This is a genomic window from Streptomyces sp. NPDC104761, from assembly GCF_055583445.1.
In genome coordinates, this window is sequence record NZ_JBVJNZ010000008.1 from 375,117 (window position 1) to 392,114 (window position 16,998).

Sequence of the window (16,998 nt, forward strand, 5' to 3'; positions counted from 1 at the left end):
CCGGAGGGGACTGGCTCACTTGCGGCCTGACCTGTGGGATTGCGGGCATGGCGATGACGATGACGCGAAGCGAACGACGTGAGGGCGCGCTCCTGCTGTTCGTCGCCCTCATGGAAGGCTCCCTGATCGCCACCGGGAAGCTCTCCCCGGCCTGGGCGGTCACGGTGTCGGTGCTGTACCTGGTGTTCCTGGCGGTCTACGTGCGGGACCTCGTCCGGCGTCGCCAGGGCCGCTAGGCGGTCGCCGCCGCCGTGGCACCGTCCAGGTGCCTGATGACGGCCGGTACGTCGGTGCTCTCCGTGTGCCGGATCACTTCCAGGGCCGGCCGGACGATGCCGCCGGGGCGTGCGATCAGCCGGGCGAGCACGGTGGCCCGGGTGTCGAGCCGTTCGATGGTGGCGGCGCGCTCCGCCGCGTTCTGGCCGGCCAGCAGGACGGCGTTGTACCAGGCCTCCGCGCGGGACTCGCGGATGCTGAAGTCGAGGATCCGCTCGTCCGTGCGGCCGCCGACCTTGTCCAGCAGCGACAGCAGGGGCGACAGGGCGTCGACGGAGTCCTGCACCGTCAGCACCACGCGCGCGAGAATGTCGTTGATCAGCAGGAAGTCGTGCCGCAGCGCCTGTATGTCCGTGCCCGGGTCGGTGCCCGCGGCGGCGACGGCGAGGTCGAGGTTGATGTGCGCGTTCACGCCGAGCACCAGGTGCTGGACGATGACGGTGTCGGCGTCGTCCAGCAGCCCGAACGTCTCGCGCCAGCAGCGCGGCCCGCTCCGGTCCCGGCGCCAGGCGTCGTACGCGTCGAAGTAGCGGTTGCCGAAGAGCGTGTCGAAACGGTCCATGCGGGGGCCGTCGTCGAACAGCCCGTCGTGTATGGCGGTACGGATCTCGACGGTCACCTGCCGGTACAGCGCCGCGAAGTACCCGATCCGGTCACCGGTGCGTTCGGCCTCCCGCACGATCCCGGCGAGTCCGTCCACCACGTCGTCGATGTTCTGTGCCGTCATGCCCAGTTCCCCTTCCCGGCAGACCGGTTCACAGACCCGTCCTACCACCGAGCGGCGGCGGGCGGGGCCGAACTCACCAGCGGACTGCGGTGAAGTCCACCGGGCGGGGCGTGAGTTTGCGAGTCCGTGTCGTCAAGTGCCTTATGCGCGCGGCCATTTCCTGGTGGGGGAGGTGGCGGCGGTCGCCGTGGCCCGGCAGCAGCCACTCGAAGTGCAGCCGGTCGGCGGTCCGGGTCAGGGAGGTGGCCAGTTCGCGGATGGAGTACCAGGTGACGCTGTCGGCCACCTCGATGTCCGCCGTCGTACGCGACCAGTAGAAGCTGTCGCCACTGAAGCAGTACCGCTCGTCGGCGAGGTAGAGCACGCTGCCCCGGGTGTGTCCGGGGAAGGGGACGGCGAGGACGCCGTCGGCGATCTCGGCCGGTTCGGGGCCGCGCAGTACCCGGTCGGCGTCCGGGGCGGCGGCGAGGTCGCCCTCGTGGATCCACAGCCGGGCGTGGAAGCGGTCGGCGTACCTGCGGCCGTGCGCGGCGTGGTCGCGGTGGGTGAGGAGTACGTCGGTGACGGGCCCCGGCGCCTCGTAACGGGCGGCGAGCGCCGGGCTCCAACGCGGGGTGTCGATCATCATCGACGTGCCGTCGGGGCGGCGCAGGAGGTAGGAGTTGGCGCCCGCGGTGTGCGGGGAGTTGTGGCCGCACAGCAGCACGGTGCCGGTGTCGTCCAGGGGCATCGGGAACGGGTCCCGGGCCGGGTCCAGCCGCCCGCCCGGTGGCCGGACGGACCGGGTGGGGCAGGCGTGCGCCGCCGCGTGCAGCCGCGCCGCCTCCGCCGTGTCGCGCGGCTGGCGCAGTACGGCTGACCTTCCCGCGACCTCCCCGACGAGCCCCGGGGCGAGCTGCCGCGCCACATCGCAGTTGGTGCAGCGCCCGTCCACCCGCCAGCCGTGCCCGGCCTGTTCGGTTCCCATGACCCGGTCCCCTTCCGTTCCCGTACCGCAGGTCTCCTCAGAGGTATCCCGGGCCGTGCGGAAAGCGGAAGGGGGTCAGGACCTGGCGCCTTCGGCAGGGGGCTGCTCTGCCGGAGGTGTCTCGCGGTGGCTCACATCTCCTTCGGCTTGAACACCGCGAAGGTCGCGCCCTGCGGGTCGGCGACCACGGACATGCGGCCGGCCATCATCTCGAACGGCGGTGCGAACACGGTGCCGTTGCGCTTGACCAGGGCGTCCACGGTGGAGTCGACGTCGTCGACCGCGAAGTAGGTGAGCCAGTGCGGCGGGACGCCGGGACGGTCGTCGCCGAGCTGGGCGGCCCCGCCGACGCTCCGGCCGCCGACGTTGAGCGACCAGTAGGTCCCGTCGGCGCCCTCCATCGGCTGGATCTCGATCCCGAAGGACTCGCCGTAGAAGCCGGTGGCGGCGGGTACGTCGCTGGTGTTCAGCTCGTTCCAGATCAGCGCGCCCGGCTCGTTGACGATCCCCGCGCCGTGGAAGTCGCCCGGCTGCCACACCCCGAACACCGCGCCCTGCGGATCGGCCGCGATCAGCATCCGGCCGATGTCACCGACGTCCATCACCGGGGCGATCAGCGTGCCGCCCGCCGAGACGATCGTGTCCTGGGTGGCCTGTGCGTCGGTGCTGGCCAGGTAGGTGGTCCAGACGGTCGGCGGCTCCGGCTGCCCCTCGGGTGCCATGGCCGAGCCGATGCCGGCCACCGGCTTGCCGTGCAGGGTGCAGACCGCGTACCCGCCGAAGTCGGCCCCGCCGACCTCGCCCTGCCAGCCGAACAGGTCACGGTAGAAGTCCAGCGCGGCCTGCTGGTCCTGCGCCATCAGATCGACCCAGCAAGGGGTTCCGGTCGGGTACGGAGTAGTGACTTCGGGCATCTCCAGCTCTCCCTGCGCGCGAAAAAGTTCCCCGCCGCCCACCCTCACCGCCCTGGCCGGTTTCCGCCACCGGAACGGCCGGGGTTTTACGGTCCGCTCACCGGGAGGCGGTCCCCGGCCGGGTCACGCCCCCCGGCGCTGCGGCGGCGCCAGGAACTCGGGCTGGTCCAGCAGGCGCAGCCAGCTGCCGTCCGGCTGGCGCCTGACGACCTGGGCCCGTGCGCCGGTCCCGTCCTTCGGCGGGGTCGAGGTGAGGGCGATGTCGCCGCTGAGCAGCGTCGGCAGCGGCTGCTCCGGCTCGAAGCGCGGACGGCCGGCCAGCACCTTCTCCCACAGCGCGCGGATCGCCTCCCGCCCCACCGTCAGCTCGCCGGGCGGGAAGGCCAGCACCGCGTCCTCCTCGTAGAGCGCGGCGACCCCGGCCGCGTCGCCGGCGTTGGACCGCTCGACGAACAGGCGGGTGATGTCCTCGGGCCGCATGGCCTTCTCGTACTCCGTCATGGGACGCCTCCTCGGCTCGGACTTCGGTGTCCTCCAGGGTGGTCGGCGAAGTGCCAGAATTCCAACAGATAGATCTTCTGTGAACTAGAATTCCCAGTCATGGATGTGCGGGTGCGGGTGCGGGTGCGGTCGTGGGAGTTCGGGAGTTGAGGTCATGGAGCTGAGGCAGCTGGAGTACTTCGTCGCGGTCGCCGAGGAGCGGAACTTCACACGGGCTGCCGAGCGGGTGCGCATCAGCCAGTCCGGGGTCAGCGCCCAGATCCGCCAGCTCGAACGTGAGCTCGGTGCCGAGCTGTTCGACCGGTCGGCCCGCACGGTCACCCTCACCGTCGCGGGCCAGGCCGCGCTCGACTACGCCCGCGCCGCGCTCACCGCGGCCGGGGCCGTCGGCCAGGCGGTGGGGGAGGTGACCGGCCTGATCCGGGGGCGGCTCACCGTCGGGATGGTCATCGGCTGCACCCTCACCCCGCTGTTCGACGCCCTCGCCGCGTTCCACGGGGCGCATCCCGGTGTGGAGCTCCTGCTGCTCGAGGACGGCTCGGACCGGCTCGTCGACGGTGTCCGCAGCGGGGCCGTGGACCTGGCGCTCGTCGGGACCGCGAGCGCCACCCCCGACGGGCTGGAGGCGCTGACCGTCATCAGCGAGCGGATCGTCGCCGCCGTCCCGGCCGGGCACCCCCTGGCCGGCCGGGAGCGCCTCGCCCTGCGGGACCTGCTGAGCCATCCGATCGTGTGCATGCCGACCGGGACCGGCCTGCGCGCGGTGTTCGACCAGGCCTGCGCCACGCAGAATCTCCGGCCCACGATCGCACTGCAGGCCAGTGCCCCGGACGCCATCGCCGACCTCGCCGCGCGCGGGCTCGGCGTGGCAGTCCTCAGCGAGTCGATGGCCGCGGGCCACCGTGACCGGCTCGTCGCCCGCACCGTCGACGACGTCGAGACGCCGGCGCTGCTGGCCCTGGTCTGGCGGGGCGCGCACAACCCGCCGGTCCGCGAGCTGATCGTGCACAGCCGACGGGAGTTCACCCGGGCCGGTTTCACCCTGGCCGACGCCGACGCCGACGCCGACGCCGACGCCGACGCCGACGCCGACGCCGACGCCGACGCCGACGCCGACGCCGACGCCGACGCCGACGCCGATACGAAATGAGCTGCGGTCACGCCGACTTCGGCTGCGGCTGTGGCTGCCAGGTGCCGTCCAGCGGTACGCCGGCGGCCGCCGCGACCCGGTCGCGGGACTCCAGCAGGCGGGTCCGCAGTGCCCGCAGGTCCACGTCGACCAGTACGCCGTCGCGCTTGACCACGCGGCCCGCGACCAGAACCGTGTCGACCAGGCCCGGGTGACCGGCGGCGACGATCGTGCCGGCCGGGTCGGTGACCGGGAAGACGGTGAGGTCGTCGGTGCGCAGCAGGATCACGTCGGCGTCCTTGCCGGGAGTGAGGCTGCCGGTGCGGGCGGCGAGGCCCAGGGCGTGGGCGCCGTCGACGGTGGCGAACTCCAGCAGGTCACGGGAGTCGAGGCCGCCGTCCAGGCCGCGCTGTACGACATAGGTGGTGCGCATGGTGGAGAACATGTCGCCGCCGACCGACGGGACGTCGTCGATGGACAGGGTCGGGCGCAGGCCGGCGGCGAGCATGCGGCCGGTCATCGGCCACCCGAACCCCATCTTCAGCTCGACGTCCGGGCTGACGGACACCGAGGCGCCGGCGTCGGCGAGCATCCGCAGCTCGTCGTCGCCGAGCCCGTTTGCGTGCACGAACGTCGTGGTGTCCCGCAGCAGTCCGTGCTCGTGCAGGTCGGCGACCGGGCGCCGGACCCCTTCGGACTCGACGTGCAGGCTGCTGCGCAGACCGAGTTCGGCCGCCAGCTTCAGCTCGTCCGCGACGGTGTCGAAGGAGGTGTCCTCCGCGCCGCGCAGCCCGAACGACATGGTGAGCAGGCCGTCGTCCGAGGAGAGCACGGCCCGTACGCGCCGGATCTCGGCCTCGACCGGGTCGGCGGTGCCCCACCCGGCACCGTGGCAGAAGACCGACCGCCCCGGAGCGTCGCGCAGTGCCGCGACACCGGCGTCCGCGTGCTCGGGGCTCCGCGCGCAGTGGAACCAGTCGAGCATCGTGGTCACCCCAGAGTGCAGGGCCTCCAGGCGGCCGAGCAGGGTGCCCAGGTAGACGTCCTCGGGCTGGTAGCGGGGCTTGAGCGTCCTGTGCATCGCCTGCGCCCACTCGGGGAACGTCCAGTCCGCGCCGACCCCGCGGAAGGCGGTCTGCCAGGTGTGCCGGTGGGTGTCGACGAAGCCGGGCATGACGATCCGGTCCGTCGCGTCGATCACCTCGGCGTCCGGGGCGTCGACGTCCTCGGCCACCTCGGCGATCACACCGTCCTCGATCAGTACGTCACCGCGTGCGAGATCGCCGACGGCCGGGTCCATGCTGACCACGGTGCCGCCGGTGAGCAGGATCCTCATCAGAAAACTCCTCTGCGAAAAGTGGTGGTTCGTCCGCATTGACGATGCGGACAAGTCTTGTCGCGCGGCGCGTGGATGTAAGCCGATCCTGGCAACGTCGGCAGGAAATTGCGCCGAGGCAGGGCATTGGATGGTGGTAAAGGGAGGCGGTGAAGCAATAATCTGCCCCCATGGATGATGTGGATCGGTCCATCCTCGCCGTGCTCGAGAAGCACGGGCGGATCAGCAACGCGGAGCTCGCCGCGCGGGTCGGCCTGTCGCCGTCACCGTGCCTGCGGCGCGTGCACCGCCTGGAGGAGACCGGGGTGATCCGCGGCTACCGGGCGGAGATCGACCCGGCGGCCGTGGGCCGCAGTCTCCGGGTGTTCGCGGGTGTCCGCCTGATGCGGCACAACCGCGGTGACGTGGCCGCGTTCGAACGCGCGGTCGTCCAGCTTCCCGAGGTGGTCCATGTTCACCACGTCACCGGCAACTACGACTACCTGCTCCAGGTCGAGGTCGCCGACCTGCCGGCCTACGAGGCCTTCCACGCCAACCGGCTGGCCGACCTGCCCGGAGTCGCCACGGTCAGCAGCTACGTCACCATGAAGACGCTCTGACTCAGGTGCGGCTGCCCGCGGCCACCGAGTCGGCCGCCGCGACCACGTCGGCGACCAGGTCGGCCGTGTCCTCCGTGCCCGCGGCCAGCCGGACCAGACCCGGTGGGACCGCGGCGGCGATCTGCTCCTCGTCGAGCATGCCCCGCCACATGGAGGCCGGGTGCACGGCCAGCGACTCCACGCCGCCGAGGCTGGCCGACCGGCGGGCGTAGCGCAGCCGGCCGAGGAACGCGTCGGCCGCCTCGAAACCGCCGGTGAACTCGACGCTCAACACTCCGCCGAACCCGGTCATCTGATCGGCCGCCAGCTTGTGCTGCGGGTGGGAGGCCAGGCCGGGATAGTGCACCCGGCTCACGGCCGGATGGGCGTCCAGCGCCTCCGCGAGCGCCTGGCCGTTGGCGTTGTGCCGGGGCATCCGCAACGGCAGGGTGCGCATCCCGCGCAGCAGCAGCCACGCGTCGAACGGCCCGAGTACGGCACCGGTGAGCAGACCGGTGTCCCAGACCTTGTCCAGGAGCTCGGCCGGACCGGCCAGCACTCCGGCGGACACATCGGTGTGGCCGTTGAGGTACTTGGTCGCGCTGTGCCAGACCAGGTCGACGCCGAAGTCCGCCGGGCGCTGGTTCAGCGGGGTGGCGAAGGTGTTGTCGGCCATGGTCGGCACGTCGTGCGCGCGGGCGAGGTCCGTGACGGCGCGCAGGTCGGTGATCTGGAGCAGGGGATTGCTCGGCGTCTCCACCAGGATCAGGCGGGTCCGGGGGGTCAGCGCCTTGTCGAACGCGCCCGGATCGGTCTGGTCGACCAGCGTGGTCGTCACGCCGAACCGGGGCAGCAGGTTCAGCAGCACCGAGGCCGTCCCGCCGTAGGTCGACCGCTGCCCGACGACATGGTCACCCGCGGAGACCAGAGCCAGTACGGCGGTGGTGAGCGCGGCCATCCCCGACGCGGTCACCATGGCCGCCTCGGTCCCCTCCAACTCCGCGACGACGGCCGCGACCTGGGCGTGGTTCGGGTTGCCGAAGCGGGTGTAGAAGTCCTGGCCGCGCGGGTCCACGGCGGCCCGCGCGAACGTCTCGCCGTCCGGGGCCGAGAAGGCCGCCGTCTGGTAGATGGGCGGGGCCACGGCGCGCTGCGGAAGGACCTCGCGATCGGCGTGGACGGTGACTGTGCTGCTGCCCGGCATGGTTGCGAGCCCCTTCCGTGGTCGGTCGGTGTGACGCGGTCAAGCGTGACCGACGGAACCGGGGAGGCGAACGAATCCCGGCAACATCGGCAGTATATTGCGCGGCGACCGGGGCGCAGGATTGTGCTAGTAGCAGATTCTGCGCAATTTCATGCTCACACGGTGATCGTGCCCCGGATGCAGACGGTCGTCGCACCGCTCACCCACACCGTGCCGTCCGCGTCGGCGCCGACCTCGATGGTCGCGGCCCGTCCCACGCGCGCGCCCTGGGAGACCCGGTAGGCGGCCGGGGCCGCGCCGGTGGAGGTCAGCCACAGCCCGACGCCGGCGTTCATGCTGCCGCAGGCGGGGTCCTCGGGCACACCGCAGCGCGGCGCGAAGGTCCGCATCTCGAAGTCGTACGGCGACCCCTCGGGGTAGGCCCCGATCGCGCCGACCATCGCGTCCGGGATCCGGGACAGGTCGGGTTCGAGCGCCAGCACCTCCTCGGCGGTGGCCAGCCGGACGACGGCCCACCCAGGCCCGTTGTCGACCCACTGATGGGCGAGAACCCGCTCCCGCCCGATCCCGAACGCGCCGGCGATCTGCTCCACATACCCCTCGTCGAGCGCACCGTCCCGCACCAGCGGCGGCGCGGCGAAGGACAGCACACCCTCCCCGCGGCGCACGGTGACCAGACCGGCGCCGCACTCCTGCACGATCCGGTCCGCGTGCCGCGGCACACCGCCGCCGTCCAGCCACGCACGGGCCGATCCGAGCGTGGGGTGTCCCGCGAACGGCAGCTCACCATCCGGCGTGAAGATCCGCAGCCGGTAGTCCGCCCCGCCGAGGGTCGGAGCCACCACGAACGTGGTCTCGGACAGGTTCGTCCACTGCGCAACGAGCTGCATCTCCTCATCGGTCAGATCCACCCCGTCGAGGACGACCGCGACCGGGTTGCCCTGATAGGGCCTCGTCGAGAACACGTCGACCTGGACGAACGGGCGGGTGCGTGGCGGCATGGTCATCACGGCCTTTCGTCGACGGCATCAGCGCCATCACAGCGGGCGCCCGGACCGCGAGGACATGGCCAGTCCCAACAAAGTGGACTGGCTTACGCCGCGGGCGGCTCGGGGCCCGTGCTCAGCGCACCGCACGGACGACCAGCGAGGCGAGCTGTCGGCCCGCCACCGCGTCCAACGGCGCGTGGTCCAGCAGCAGTCGGTACCACAGCACGCCGTACACGACGTCGATCAGGAGCTCGGGATCCACGTCCGGGGCGATCTCCCCGCGTGTGATCGCCCGATCCAGGATTTCCCGCAGCGCGGCCCGACGACCGAACAGAAACCGGTCCCGGAACGCCGCGGCGAAGACCGGATCGAGCAGCGCCTGGGCCATCAGGCCGATCAGGACGGGACGCTGACCGCGCTGCTCGAAGGTCTCGCTCAGGAACGCCACCAGATCGGCGGGGAGGGAACCCTCGTCCGGAACCGTGATTCTCTCCGCTGCCAGGTCGAGCAGAGAGTCGAGCACGACGTCCGCCTTGGACGGCCACCACCGATAGATCGTCTGTTTGCCCACCCCGGCGCGGCCGGCGATCCCCTCCATGGTCAGCGCGGCATACCCGTGCTGCTGCAACTCATCCATGGCCGCGCTGAGGATGGCCCGCCGTGCCGTCTCGCTGCGCGGTCGTCCTGGTCGCCGATCACTCGTCATGGATCCCACTTTACAAGACGCGACGTCTCGATATAGAAACGAGACGCTACGACTCGAAAAGGAGGGGCGAGATGCGCGTTGTCATCATGGGCGGCACGTCCGGTATCGGTCTGGCCACTGCCCAGAACCTGACGGCCCACGGTGCCGAGGTGATCGTCACCGGCCGTGATCCGGAGAAGCTGGCCGCGGCCAAGCGGTGCGCGGCTGTCGCGGAACGGCTCGACGGCACATCCGAGGACGACGTCACGGCTTTCTTCGGCCGGATCGGCACGTTCGATCACCTGGTCCTTGCGTTCAGTCCGGGCGCCGTCGGCCTCGGACCACTCGCCGGCACCAAGTTGGCGGACGTCAGGGCGGCGTTCGACGGCAAACTCTTCCCGTACCTGTTCGCCATTCAGCAGGCCCGGGTGACCGGCTCCATCACGCTGATCTCCGCCTCGACAGCACGGTCGGGTCTGGCCGGGACGGTGGCGTTCGCCGCGGTGAACGGCGCGATCGAGCGCAGCGTGTCGCCCCTGGCCGCCGAACTCGCGCCCGTACGGGTCAATGCCGTCTCGCCGGGGGCCATCGACACTCCGTGGTGGTCCTTCCTGCCCGAAGAACAGAAGCAGGCACAGTTCGCGGCGGCCGCCGACACCGTGCCCGCGAAGCGGATCGGCCGGCCTGAGGACGTCGCCGACGCGGTCCGCTATCTCATCGGCGCGACCTACGTCACTGGCTCGATCCTGCCCGTCGACGGAGGGTTCACCGTGGCCTGACTCCAGCGGCGGGAGGTGCGGGCCGGCGGTCGGCCTACGCCGCGGCCAGCTCGCACCACACGTACTTCCCCCGGTTCCCGAACCTCGACAGCGGCTGCCACCCCCACAGATCCGAACAGGCCCGGACGAGCGCCAGCCCGCGCCCCTCCTCCACATCCCCGAGCCGCTCCAACCGCGCGGGCGGCTCCGGCGGTTCCGGGTCGGCGTCCCACGCGCCGATCCGGAGGGTGCCGGGCGGTGACCAGCGGACCCGCAGCGCGGCGGGCCCCTTCGTATGCCGTACGGCGTTGGAGACCAGCTCGGTGGCGAGGAGTTCGCCGACGTCGAGGAACCGGGTCAGCTGATGCGCGGTGAGGATCAGTCTGAGGGTGTGCCGGCTGACGGTGACGGCGCGGAGGTCGTTGGGGATGGTGAGCGTGTACTCCCAGGCTTCGGGCATGCGTCATCAACTCCGGTGATCGTGGGGGAGTTTCACTCGCGGTGGCGTTGCCGCGCCCGTCGTGGCAGGACGGGGCGGTGCACTTCCGCTGCGTGAGCGTTGCGTCACCGACGGTATGGGTAATCTGTTACCCGTGGCAAGCTGATCGCGTGATCCGCCCCCGAAAGAGGAGAGCAACTCATGGTCCAGAGGCGTGAGCCGACAGCCCGTCAGGTGCGTCTGGGTGTCGAGTTGCGCAGGCTCCGTGAGGCGGCCGGAATGACCGGTGCGCAGGCGGCAGCCCTTCTCGGGGCGAACAGGGTCCAGATCAGCCACATCGAGCTGGGGCTCACGGGCGTCAGCGAGGAGCGGGTGCGTCGACTGGCGTCCCATTACGCCTGCACGGACGCGGAGTTCGTCGAAGCGCTGGTCGAGATGGCCACCGACCGGACGCGGGGCTGGTGGGAGGAGTACCGGGGACTGCTGCCCACCTCGTTCATGGACCTGTCGGAACTCGACCACCATGCAGCGTTTCAGAAAGACGTGGCCATCCTGTACGTGCCGGGCCTGCTGCAGACGGAGGAGTACGCTCGCGCGGTCTTCTCTTCCCGACTCCCGGAACTGACCCGCGAGGAGCTGGAGTTGCGTGTCAGTCACCGAATGGCCCGCCAGACCAAAGTCGACTTCCCGCACGAGATCGTGATCCACGAGTCGGCGCTGCGCATCCGAGTCGGTGACCGTGCCGCCGCGAGGGCTCAACTCATCCGACTCCTGGAGCTGTCCGAAACGGAGCGCATCATCTTGCGAGCCATTCCCTTCGACCTGGATGGCTTCGCTGTGGCGTCCAGCACGATGACGTACGTAGGCGGTCCTGTACCCAAGCTGGACACGGTCTCCCGCGACGCTCCCCATGGCTCGGTCTTCCTCGATTCCGAGGCCCAACTCGGCACCTATCGAACACGTTTCCATAAGGTGGAGGGTGTATCGCTCGAACCGGATCGCTCGCGCGACTTCATCAACCGGCTACTGAAAGAGCTGTGAGGCCCCTATGGACAACTGGCGCAAGTCGTCCTACTCAGGCGAGGGCGACGGCAACAACTGCGTGGAGATATCCACCACCCCCACCCACACCGCCGTCCGCGACTCCAAGGCCCCGGCCGCTCGCACCCTCACCTTCCCGGCCGGAGCCTTCGCCGGCTTCGTCGAGGGGATCAAGGCTGCGGGGCGGCGACAGGAACCGTGACGCGGAGGGCGGCGCCCTGAAGTGCCGTGATCCGCTCGATGACGAGCCCCACCAGCACGGCTGCCGCGAGGAAGAGCGCCTCCGTCACCACGAGGAGGGCCATCGAGCCGGGGGCCGCCAGGTTCGCCGCCGTGAGCACCAGCGCGTGCCCGACCCAGGCGGCCCACCACAGATTCACCAGCGTCGTGTCCCGCTTCTCCCACGAGGGGGAGACGGCACGCCCGATGCCGAGGACGCAACCGCGCGGGGCGATGAGGTTGACCACCGGTATGAACCACGCGCCGATCGTCCAGCCCGGGCTCGGAACCGTGGCCCCGGGGGACAACTCCTGGGCGTTGCGCCGGGACCGGGCGAGCCACACGAGGAACAGGACGGTCGTGAGGGTCATCAGATCGACGAAGACCATGGAGACGTCGCCCGACCTCCGCAGGGACGCGTCCGAGGGGTGCAGATAGTGGTCCCGGAGCGCCACCGTACGGAACACGTCCGTCACGGCCGCCGCGGCGATCGCGGTCTGCGCGGCGCGGGCAAGGCGGCGGGGAGCTGTGCGGGTGGCGCTCGTCATCGTCTTCGGCCTGTCTCGGAGGTGTGTGCGGCGGTGGCGGACGCCGGGGCGGGGTGATCATAAGGTGTGATCGCCGTACAGCTGTGCGACTTTTGGTGCCCGGCAGCGGAGGGGCGCCTGCACGGGCGCCCATGAGGGGCGCTGGGGGCACCCCCGGCCGAAGGCTGGGGGAGGCACTGCGCGACAAGCCCCCACCTACCCGCCGCCGCTCGACGGCATCGCTGTCAGACCGCCCCGGTACCGTCGGACCATGGCTCAGCAGACGGGGACCCCCACCGGCGAACGGCGGCTCGCCACCGTCGAAGGCGTGCTCGAACGGATCACGTACGCGAACGAGGAGAACGGGTACACGGTCGCCCGCGTCGACACCGGCAGAGGCGCCGGTGACCTCCTCACGGTCGTCGGTGCGCTGCTCGGCGCCCAGGTGGGGGAGTCGCTGCGGATGGAGGGGCGCTGGGGGTCGCATCCGCAGTACGGGAAGCAGTTCACCGTCGAGAACTACACGACCGTGTTGCCCGCCACCGTGCAGGGGATACGGCGTTACCTGGGGTCGGGGCTGGTCAAGGGCATCGGGCCGGTGTTCGCCGACCGGATCACCCAGCACTTCGGGGTGGACACCCTGCGGATCATCGAGGAGGAGCCGAAGCGGCTCGTCGAGGTGCCGGGGCTCGGGCCGAAACGGACGAAGAAGATCGCCGACGCCTGGGAGGAGCAGAAGGCGATCAAGGAGGTCATGCTCTTCCTCCAGACCGTCGAGGTGTCGACGTCGATCGCCGTGCGGATCTACAAGAAGTACGGGGACGCGTCGATCTCGGTCGTGAAGAACCAGCCGTACCGGCTCGCCGCGGACGTCTGGGGCATCGGGTTCCTGACCGCCGACAAGATCGCCCAGTCCGTCGGGATTCCGCACGACAGTCCGGAGCGGGTCAAGGCCGGTCTGCAGTACGCCCTTTCCCAGTCCGCCGACCAGGGGCACTGCTACCTCCCCGAGGAGCGGCTCATCGCGGACGCCGTGAAACTCCTCCAGGCCGACACGGGCCTTGTCATCGAGTGCCTCGCCGAGCTGGCGGCGCCGCCCGAGGACGGGGAGGACCCGGGCGTCGTACGGGAGAAGCTCCCCGGCCCGGCCCCGGACGCCGAACCCGTCACCGCCGTCTACCTCGTCCCCTTCCACCGGGCCGAAGTCGCCCTCGCATCCCAGCTGCTGCGCCTGCTGCACACTGACGACGACCGGATGCCGTCGTTCCACGACGTCGCGTGGGACAAGGCGCTCGCCTGGCTGAAGGACCGCACCGGCGTCGACCTCGCCCCCGAGCAGGAGGCGGCCGTCAGGCTGGCGCTGACGGAGAAGGTCGCGGTGCTGACCGGCGGGCCCGGCTGCGGCAAGTCGTTCACCGTCAGGTCGATCGTGGAGCTGGCGCGGGCGAAGAAGGCGAAGGTGGTGCTCGCCGCTCCCACCGGGCGGGCGGCCAAGCGGCTCGCCGAGCTGACCGGGGCCGAGGCGTCGACCGTGCACCGGCTGCTCGAGCTGAAGCCGGGCGGGGACGCGGCCTACGACCGGGACCGGCCGCTCGACGCCGACCTGGTCGTGGTCGACGAGGCCTCGATGCTGGACCTCCTCCTCGCCAACAAACTGGTGAAGGCCGTGCCCCCCGGCGCGCATCTCCTCTTCGTCGGGGACGTCGACCAACTGCCCAGCGTCGGCGCCGGTGAGGTGCTCCGCGACCTGCTCGCCGAAGGCAGTCCCGTCCCCGCCGTCCGGCTCACCCGGGTCTTCCGGCAGGCCCAGCAGTCCGGGGTGGTGACCAACGCGCACCGGATCAACGCGGGACAGCACCCCGTCACCGACGGCATGAAGGACTTCTTCCTCTTCGTGGAGGACGAGACGGAGGAGGCCGGCAAGCTGGCCGTCGACGTCGCCGCCCGTCGGGTCCCGGCCAGGTTCGGGCTCGACCCGCGGCGTGACGTGCAGGTCCTCACCCCCATGCACCGCGGACCGGCCGGCGCCGGCGTGCTCAACGGCCTGCTCCAGCAGGTCATCACCCCGGCCCGGCCCGAGCTGCCCGAAAAGCGGTTCGGCGGGCGGGTGTTCCGGGTCGGCGACAAGGTCACCCAGATCCGCAACAACTACGAGAAGGGCGAGAACGGCGTCTTCAACGGCACCGTGGGAGTGGTCACCTCGCTCGACCCGGTCGACCAGCGCCTCACCGTGCTGACCGACGAGGACGAGGAGGTGCCGTACGAATTCGACGAACTGGACGAACTGGCCCATGCCTACGCTGTGACCATTCACCGTTCACAGGGGAGTGAATATCCGGCGGTGGTGATCCCGGTCACCACCGGAGCCTGGATGATGCTGCAGCGGAACCTGCTCTACACCGCGGTCACCCGGGCCAGGAAGCTGGTCGTCCTCGTCGGTTCGCGCAAGGCGATCGGCCAGGCGGTACGCACGGTATCGGCAGGTCGGCGCTGTACGGCGCTGGACTTCCGGCTCGCCCGGAGCGATCTCCGGAAAAATGATCGATCAAATGAGTCGTGAAGGTCACAGAGCCCTTCCACATAGAGAGACAAGGGGGCAGGATGAGCAGGTTGGCGGCACTGAGTGCCGCCAATGGGCCCAACGGTCGACCCCGAGTGCACTCTCCTGAGCCAAATGGGGGATGGTAGAGACAGTCAGGGCACCTCGAAGATGAGGCACTACGTCGGTGAGGGAAGACGTGAGCGACAACTCTGTAGTACTGCGGTACGGCGACGGCGAGTACACCTACCCGGTGGTCGACAGCACCGTCGGCGACAAGGGCTTCGACATCGGGAAGCTCCGCGCCCAGACCGGTCTCGTGACCCTGGACAGCGGCTACGGCAACACCGCTGCCTATAAATCCGCCATCACCTACCTCGACGGCGAGGCGGGCATCCTCCGCTACCGCGGCTACCCGATCGAGCAGCTGGCGGAGCGCTCCACCTTCCTGGAGGTGGCCTACCTGCTGATCAACGGTGAGCTGCCGACCGTGGACGAGCTCACGACGTTCAAGAACGAGATCACGCGGCACACCCTGCTGCACGAGGACGTCAAGAACTTCTACCGGGGTTTCCCGCGCGACGCCCACCCGATGGCCATGCTGTCCTCGGTGGTCTCCGCGCTGTCCACGTTCTACCAGGACAGCCACAACCCGTTCGACGCGAAGCAGCGCGACCTCTCCACCATCCGCCTGCTCGCCAAGCTTCCGACCATCGCCGCGTACGCGTACAAGAAGTCGGTCGGCCACCCGTTCGTCTACCCGCGCAACGACCTCTCCTACGTGGAGAACTTCCTGCGCATGACGTTCTCGGTGCCGGCGCAGGACTACGAGCTCGACCCGGTCGTCGTCTCGGCCCTGGACAAGCTGCTGATCCTGCACGCGGACCACGAGCAGAACTGTTCGACGTCGACGGTCCGCCTCGTCGGCTCGTCGCAGGCGAACATGTTCGCGTCGATCTCCGCCGGCATCTCCGCGCTCTGGGGCCCGCTGCACGGCGGCGCCAACCAGTCCGTGCTGGAGATGCTCGAGGGGATCCAGGCCAACGGCGGCGACGTCGACTCCTTCATCACCAAGGTGAAGAACAAGGAGGACGGCGTCCGTCTGATGGGCTTCGGCCACCGGGTGTACAAGTCCTTCGACCCGCGCGCCAAGATCATCAAGTCCGCGGCGCACGACGTCCTCTCGGCCCTCGGCAAGTCCGACGAGCTGCTGGACATCGCGCTCAAGCTGGAGGAGCACGCGCTCTCCGACGACTACTTCGTCTCGCGCAACCTCTACCCGAACGTGGACTTCTACACCGGCCTGATCTACCGCGCCATGGGCTTCCCGACCGAGATGTTCACGGTCCTGTTCGCCCTCGGCCGGCTGCCCGGCTGGATCGCCCAGTGGCAGGAGATGATCAAGGAGCCCGGCTCCCGCATCGGCCGCCCGCGCCAGATCTACACGGGCGTCGTCGAGCGCGACTTCGTGCCGGTCGAGGAGCGCTGAACGCGCGGGGCCTGTCCGGCGGATCGGGGCGCAGGAAAGTGACGGCCGCTGATTGACGCGGTGAGCGGGGCGTGGTGCGTGCAGCTGCAAGGCGGAGGAGGGAGTCGACGCGGTGGGGGCACCTCCCGGCCGAAGGCTGGGGGACGTCGGCGACTGACGACAACGCGGCAGATGCGCGTGCCACGCCCCGCGTCTGCGGCGTGATCCGTCGGACAGGCCCAGGCCGTACCGGCGTAGCAGAAGGCGCCCTGGAGCGCCGGTCCCCCCACGGGCCGGCGACCAGGGCGCCTTCCCGTGTCCCGGTGCGGATTCCCCCCACGGGATCCGGCCGGGCGCTCGGTGCGGCAGCGCCTGAATCGCTGCTTTGAGCACAACGAGCAGAGCTCGCCGTACTACTGCATCCAGTGATGCGGTGCGATCTGCCGGGACCCGTACCGCACGGGAGGGCCGCTCAAAGCTTCCCGTCGTACGTGCCCCGGCAACGCATCTCTGAGGAAGTCCCCCAAGACATCCCCAGATGCCAGGTCAGCGCCCCCCAAGACGCATCTCTGACATCGCCAACTTAGACCTTCGAACCCCTTCGATGGTTACGTTCACATCACTGTGATCTGCGTCTCTTGCATCTGTCCGATAGATGCGCAAGAGCCCCGATATGGCGATCGGAGCTCAAGCGTAAGGAT

General features: G+C 70.2%; 18 protein-coding genes. 8 read left to right on the forward strand and 10 right to left on the reverse strand.

Going from position 1 to position 16,998, the window contains the following annotated elements; translation table 11 throughout:
* The first annotated feature begins 47 nt into the window (after positions 1 to 47).
* Complete coding sequence (locus ACZ63F_RS23615) at positions 48 to 236, forward strand: hypothetical protein (protein ID WP_469713473.1); 189 nt, start codon at positions 48 to 50, stop codon at positions 234 to 236.
* Here ACZ63F_RS23615 and ACZ63F_RS23620 read toward each other — a convergent pair.
* The 4 genes from ACZ63F_RS23620 to ACZ63F_RS23635 form a co-directional block, all read right to left on the reverse strand.
* Positions 233 to 1,003: a DUF5995 family protein gene (locus ACZ63F_RS23620; RefSeq protein ID WP_469713474.1), complete on the reverse strand. Its 771-nt coding sequence runs from the start codon at positions 1,001 to 1,003 to the stop codon at positions 233 to 235. The two genes, ACZ63F_RS23615 and ACZ63F_RS23620, sit on opposite strands and share 4 nt — an antisense overlap.
* A gap of 73 nt (positions 1,004 to 1,076) precedes the next feature.
* Positions 1,077 to 1,970, reverse strand: a complete 894-nt coding sequence (locus ACZ63F_RS23625; RefSeq protein ID WP_469713476.1) for an MBL fold metallo-hydrolase — start codon at positions 1,968 to 1,970, stop codon at positions 1,077 to 1,079.
* Between the two features lie 131 nt (positions 1,971 to 2,101).
* Positions 2,102 to 2,884, reverse strand: a complete 783-nt coding sequence (locus tag ACZ63F_RS23630; protein ID WP_352359452.1) for a VOC family protein — start codon at positions 2,882 to 2,884, stop codon at positions 2,102 to 2,104.
* Positions 2,885 to 3,007: 123 nt separating this feature from the next.
* The gene (locus ACZ63F_RS23635; RefSeq protein ID WP_469713477.1) at positions 3,008 to 3,385 is read right to left on the reverse strand and encodes a YybH family protein; all 378 of its coding nucleotides are present in this window, start codon (positions 3,383 to 3,385) and stop codon (positions 3,008 to 3,010) included.
* 154 nt (positions 3,386 to 3,539) lie between these two features.
* Here ACZ63F_RS23635 and ACZ63F_RS23640 point away from each other — a divergent pair, with 154 nt between their 5' ends.
* A complete protein-coding gene (locus ACZ63F_RS23640; protein ID WP_469713478.1) occupies positions 3,540 to 4,535 on the forward strand; it encodes a LysR family transcriptional regulator in 996 nt (331 codons plus the stop codon).
* Between the two features lie 7 nt (positions 4,536 to 4,542).
* On the opposite strand, the gene ACZ63F_RS23645 is transcribed toward ACZ63F_RS23640, so the two are convergent.
* A complete protein-coding gene (locus tag ACZ63F_RS23645) occupies positions 4,543 to 5,850 on the reverse strand; it encodes an amidohydrolase family protein (protein WP_469713479.1) in 1,308 nt (435 codons plus the stop codon).
* A gap of 170 nt (positions 5,851 to 6,020) precedes the next feature.
* Here ACZ63F_RS23645 and ACZ63F_RS23650 point away from each other — a divergent pair, with 170 nt between their 5' ends.
* Positions 6,021 to 6,449, forward strand: coding sequence for an Lrp/AsnC family transcriptional regulator (locus ACZ63F_RS23650; RefSeq protein ID WP_469713481.1), 429 nt, complete (start codon positions 6,021 to 6,023; stop codon positions 6,447 to 6,449).
* A gap of 1 nt (position 6,450) precedes the next feature.
* Here the strand turns inward: ACZ63F_RS23650 and ACZ63F_RS23655 are convergent, their stop codons facing one another.
* The 3 genes from ACZ63F_RS23655 to ACZ63F_RS23665 form a co-directional block, all read right to left on the reverse strand.
* Positions 6,451 to 7,632: a trans-sulfuration enzyme family protein gene (locus ACZ63F_RS23655; protein ID WP_469713482.1), complete on the reverse strand. Its 1,182-nt coding sequence runs from the start codon at positions 7,630 to 7,632 to the stop codon at positions 6,451 to 6,453.
* Positions 7,633 to 7,787: 155 nt separating this feature from the next.
* A complete protein-coding gene (locus ACZ63F_RS23660) occupies positions 7,788 to 8,639 on the reverse strand; it encodes a PhzF family phenazine biosynthesis protein (protein WP_469713483.1) in 852 nt (283 codons plus the stop codon).
* A 115-nt stretch (positions 8,640 to 8,754) separates the two neighbouring features.
* Positions 8,755 to 9,327 (reverse strand): TetR/AcrR family transcriptional regulator, encoded by a 573-nt coding sequence (locus ACZ63F_RS23665; protein WP_469713484.1) that lies wholly within the window; start codon positions 9,325 to 9,327, stop codon positions 8,755 to 8,757.
* Positions 9,328 to 9,398: 71 nt separating this feature from the next.
* On the opposite strand from ACZ63F_RS23665, the gene ACZ63F_RS23670 reads away from it, so the two are divergent.
* A complete protein-coding gene (locus tag ACZ63F_RS23670; protein ID WP_469713485.1) occupies positions 9,399 to 10,085 on the forward strand; it encodes an SDR family oxidoreductase in 687 nt (228 codons plus the stop codon).
* 34 nt (positions 10,086 to 10,119) lie between these two features.
* Here the strand turns inward: ACZ63F_RS23670 and ACZ63F_RS23675 are convergent, their stop codons facing one another.
* The gene (locus tag ACZ63F_RS23675) at positions 10,120 to 10,524 is read right to left on the reverse strand and encodes an ATP-binding protein (protein WP_469713487.1); all 405 of its coding nucleotides are present in this window, start codon (positions 10,522 to 10,524) and stop codon (positions 10,120 to 10,122) included.
* 180 nt (positions 10,525 to 10,704) lie between these two features.
* On the opposite strand from ACZ63F_RS23675, the gene ACZ63F_RS23680 reads away from it, so the two are divergent.
* Positions 10,705 to 11,544 (forward strand): helix-turn-helix domain-containing protein, encoded by an 840-nt coding sequence (locus ACZ63F_RS23680; protein WP_469713488.1) that lies wholly within the window; start codon positions 10,705 to 10,707, stop codon positions 11,542 to 11,544.
* 7 nt (positions 11,545 to 11,551) lie between these two features.
* Positions 11,552 to 11,746 (forward strand): DUF397 domain-containing protein, encoded by a 195-nt coding sequence (locus ACZ63F_RS23685; RefSeq protein WP_469713489.1) that lies wholly within the window; start codon positions 11,552 to 11,554, stop codon positions 11,744 to 11,746.
* On the opposite strand, the gene ACZ63F_RS23690 is transcribed toward ACZ63F_RS23685, so the two are convergent.
* Positions 11,715 to 12,311, reverse strand: coding sequence for a DUF4328 domain-containing protein (locus tag ACZ63F_RS23690; protein ID WP_469713490.1), 597 nt, complete (start codon positions 12,309 to 12,311; stop codon positions 11,715 to 11,717). The two genes, ACZ63F_RS23685 and ACZ63F_RS23690, sit on opposite strands and share 32 nt — an antisense overlap.
* 250 nt (positions 12,312 to 12,561) lie before the next feature.
* On the opposite strand from ACZ63F_RS23690, the gene recD2 reads away from it, so the two are divergent.
* The gene (gene recD2 / locus ACZ63F_RS23695; RefSeq protein ID WP_469713492.1) at positions 12,562 to 14,850 is read left to right on the forward strand and encodes an SF1B family DNA helicase RecD2; all 2,289 of its coding nucleotides are present in this window, start codon (positions 12,562 to 12,564) and stop codon (positions 14,848 to 14,850) included.
* Between the two features lie 178 nt (positions 14,851 to 15,028).
* Complete coding sequence (locus tag ACZ63F_RS23700) at positions 15,029 to 16,318, forward strand: citrate synthase (protein ID WP_294002060.1); 1,290 nt, start codon at positions 15,029 to 15,031, stop codon at positions 16,316 to 16,318.
* Positions 16,319 to 16,998: the final 680 nt, after the last annotated feature.

Bases quoted from the DNA above. Each gene is read 5' to 3' on its own strand.
- ACZ63F_RS23685 (WP_469713489.1), top strand. From the start codon at position 11,552: ATGGACAACTGGCGCAAGTCGTCCTACTCAGGCGAGGGCGACGGCAAC.
- recD2 (WP_469713492.1), top strand. From the start codon at position 12,562: ATGGCTCAGCAGACGGGGACCCCCACCGGCGAACGGCGGCTCGCCACC.
- ACZ63F_RS23615 (WP_469713473.1), top strand. From the start codon at position 48: ATGGCGATGACGATGACGCGAAGCGAACGACGTGAGGGCGCGCTCCTG.
- ACZ63F_RS23635 (WP_469713477.1), bottom strand. From the start codon at position 3,385: ATGACGGAGTACGAGAAGGCCATGCGGCCCGAGGACATCACCCGCCTG.
- ACZ63F_RS23665 (WP_469713484.1), bottom strand. From the start codon at position 9,327: ATGACGAGTGATCGGCGACCAGGACGACCGCGCAGCGAGACGGCACGG.
- ACZ63F_RS23675 (WP_469713487.1), bottom strand. From the start codon at position 10,524: ATGCCCGAAGCCTGGGAGTACACGCTCACCATCCCCAACGACCTCCGC.
- ACZ63F_RS23680 (WP_469713488.1), top strand. From the start codon at position 10,705: ATGGTCCAGAGGCGTGAGCCGACAGCCCGTCAGGTGCGTCTGGGTGTC.
- ACZ63F_RS23630 (WP_352359452.1), bottom strand. From the start codon at position 2,884: ATGCCCGAAGTCACTACTCCGTACCCGACCGGAACCCCTTGCTGGGTC.
- ACZ63F_RS23670 (WP_469713485.1), top strand. From the start codon at position 9,399: ATGCGCGTTGTCATCATGGGCGGCACGTCCGGTATCGGTCTGGCCACT.
- ACZ63F_RS23620 (WP_469713474.1), bottom strand. From the start codon at position 1,003: ATGACGGCACAGAACATCGACGACGTGGTGGACGGACTCGCCGGGATC.
- ACZ63F_RS23660 (WP_469713483.1), bottom strand. From the start codon at position 8,639: ATGACCATGCCGCCACGCACCCGCCCGTTCGTCCAGGTCGACGTGTTC.
- ACZ63F_RS23645 (WP_469713479.1), bottom strand. From the start codon at position 5,850: ATGAGGATCCTGCTCACCGGCGGCACCGTGGTCAGCATGGACCCGGCC.
- ACZ63F_RS23625 (WP_469713476.1), bottom strand. From the start codon at position 1,970: ATGGGAACCGAACAGGCCGGGCACGGCTGGCGGGTGGACGGGCGCTGC.
- ACZ63F_RS23650 (WP_469713481.1), top strand. From the start codon at position 6,021: ATGGATGATGTGGATCGGTCCATCCTCGCCGTGCTCGAGAAGCACGGG.
- ACZ63F_RS23655 (WP_469713482.1), bottom strand. From the start codon at position 7,632: ATGCCGGGCAGCAGCACAGTCACCGTCCACGCCGATCGCGAGGTCCTT.
- ACZ63F_RS23690 (WP_469713490.1), bottom strand. From the start codon at position 12,311: ATGACGAGCGCCACCCGCACAGCTCCCCGCCGCCTTGCCCGCGCCGCG.
- ACZ63F_RS23640 (WP_469713478.1), top strand. From the start codon at position 3,540: ATGGAGCTGAGGCAGCTGGAGTACTTCGTCGCGGTCGCCGAGGAGCGG.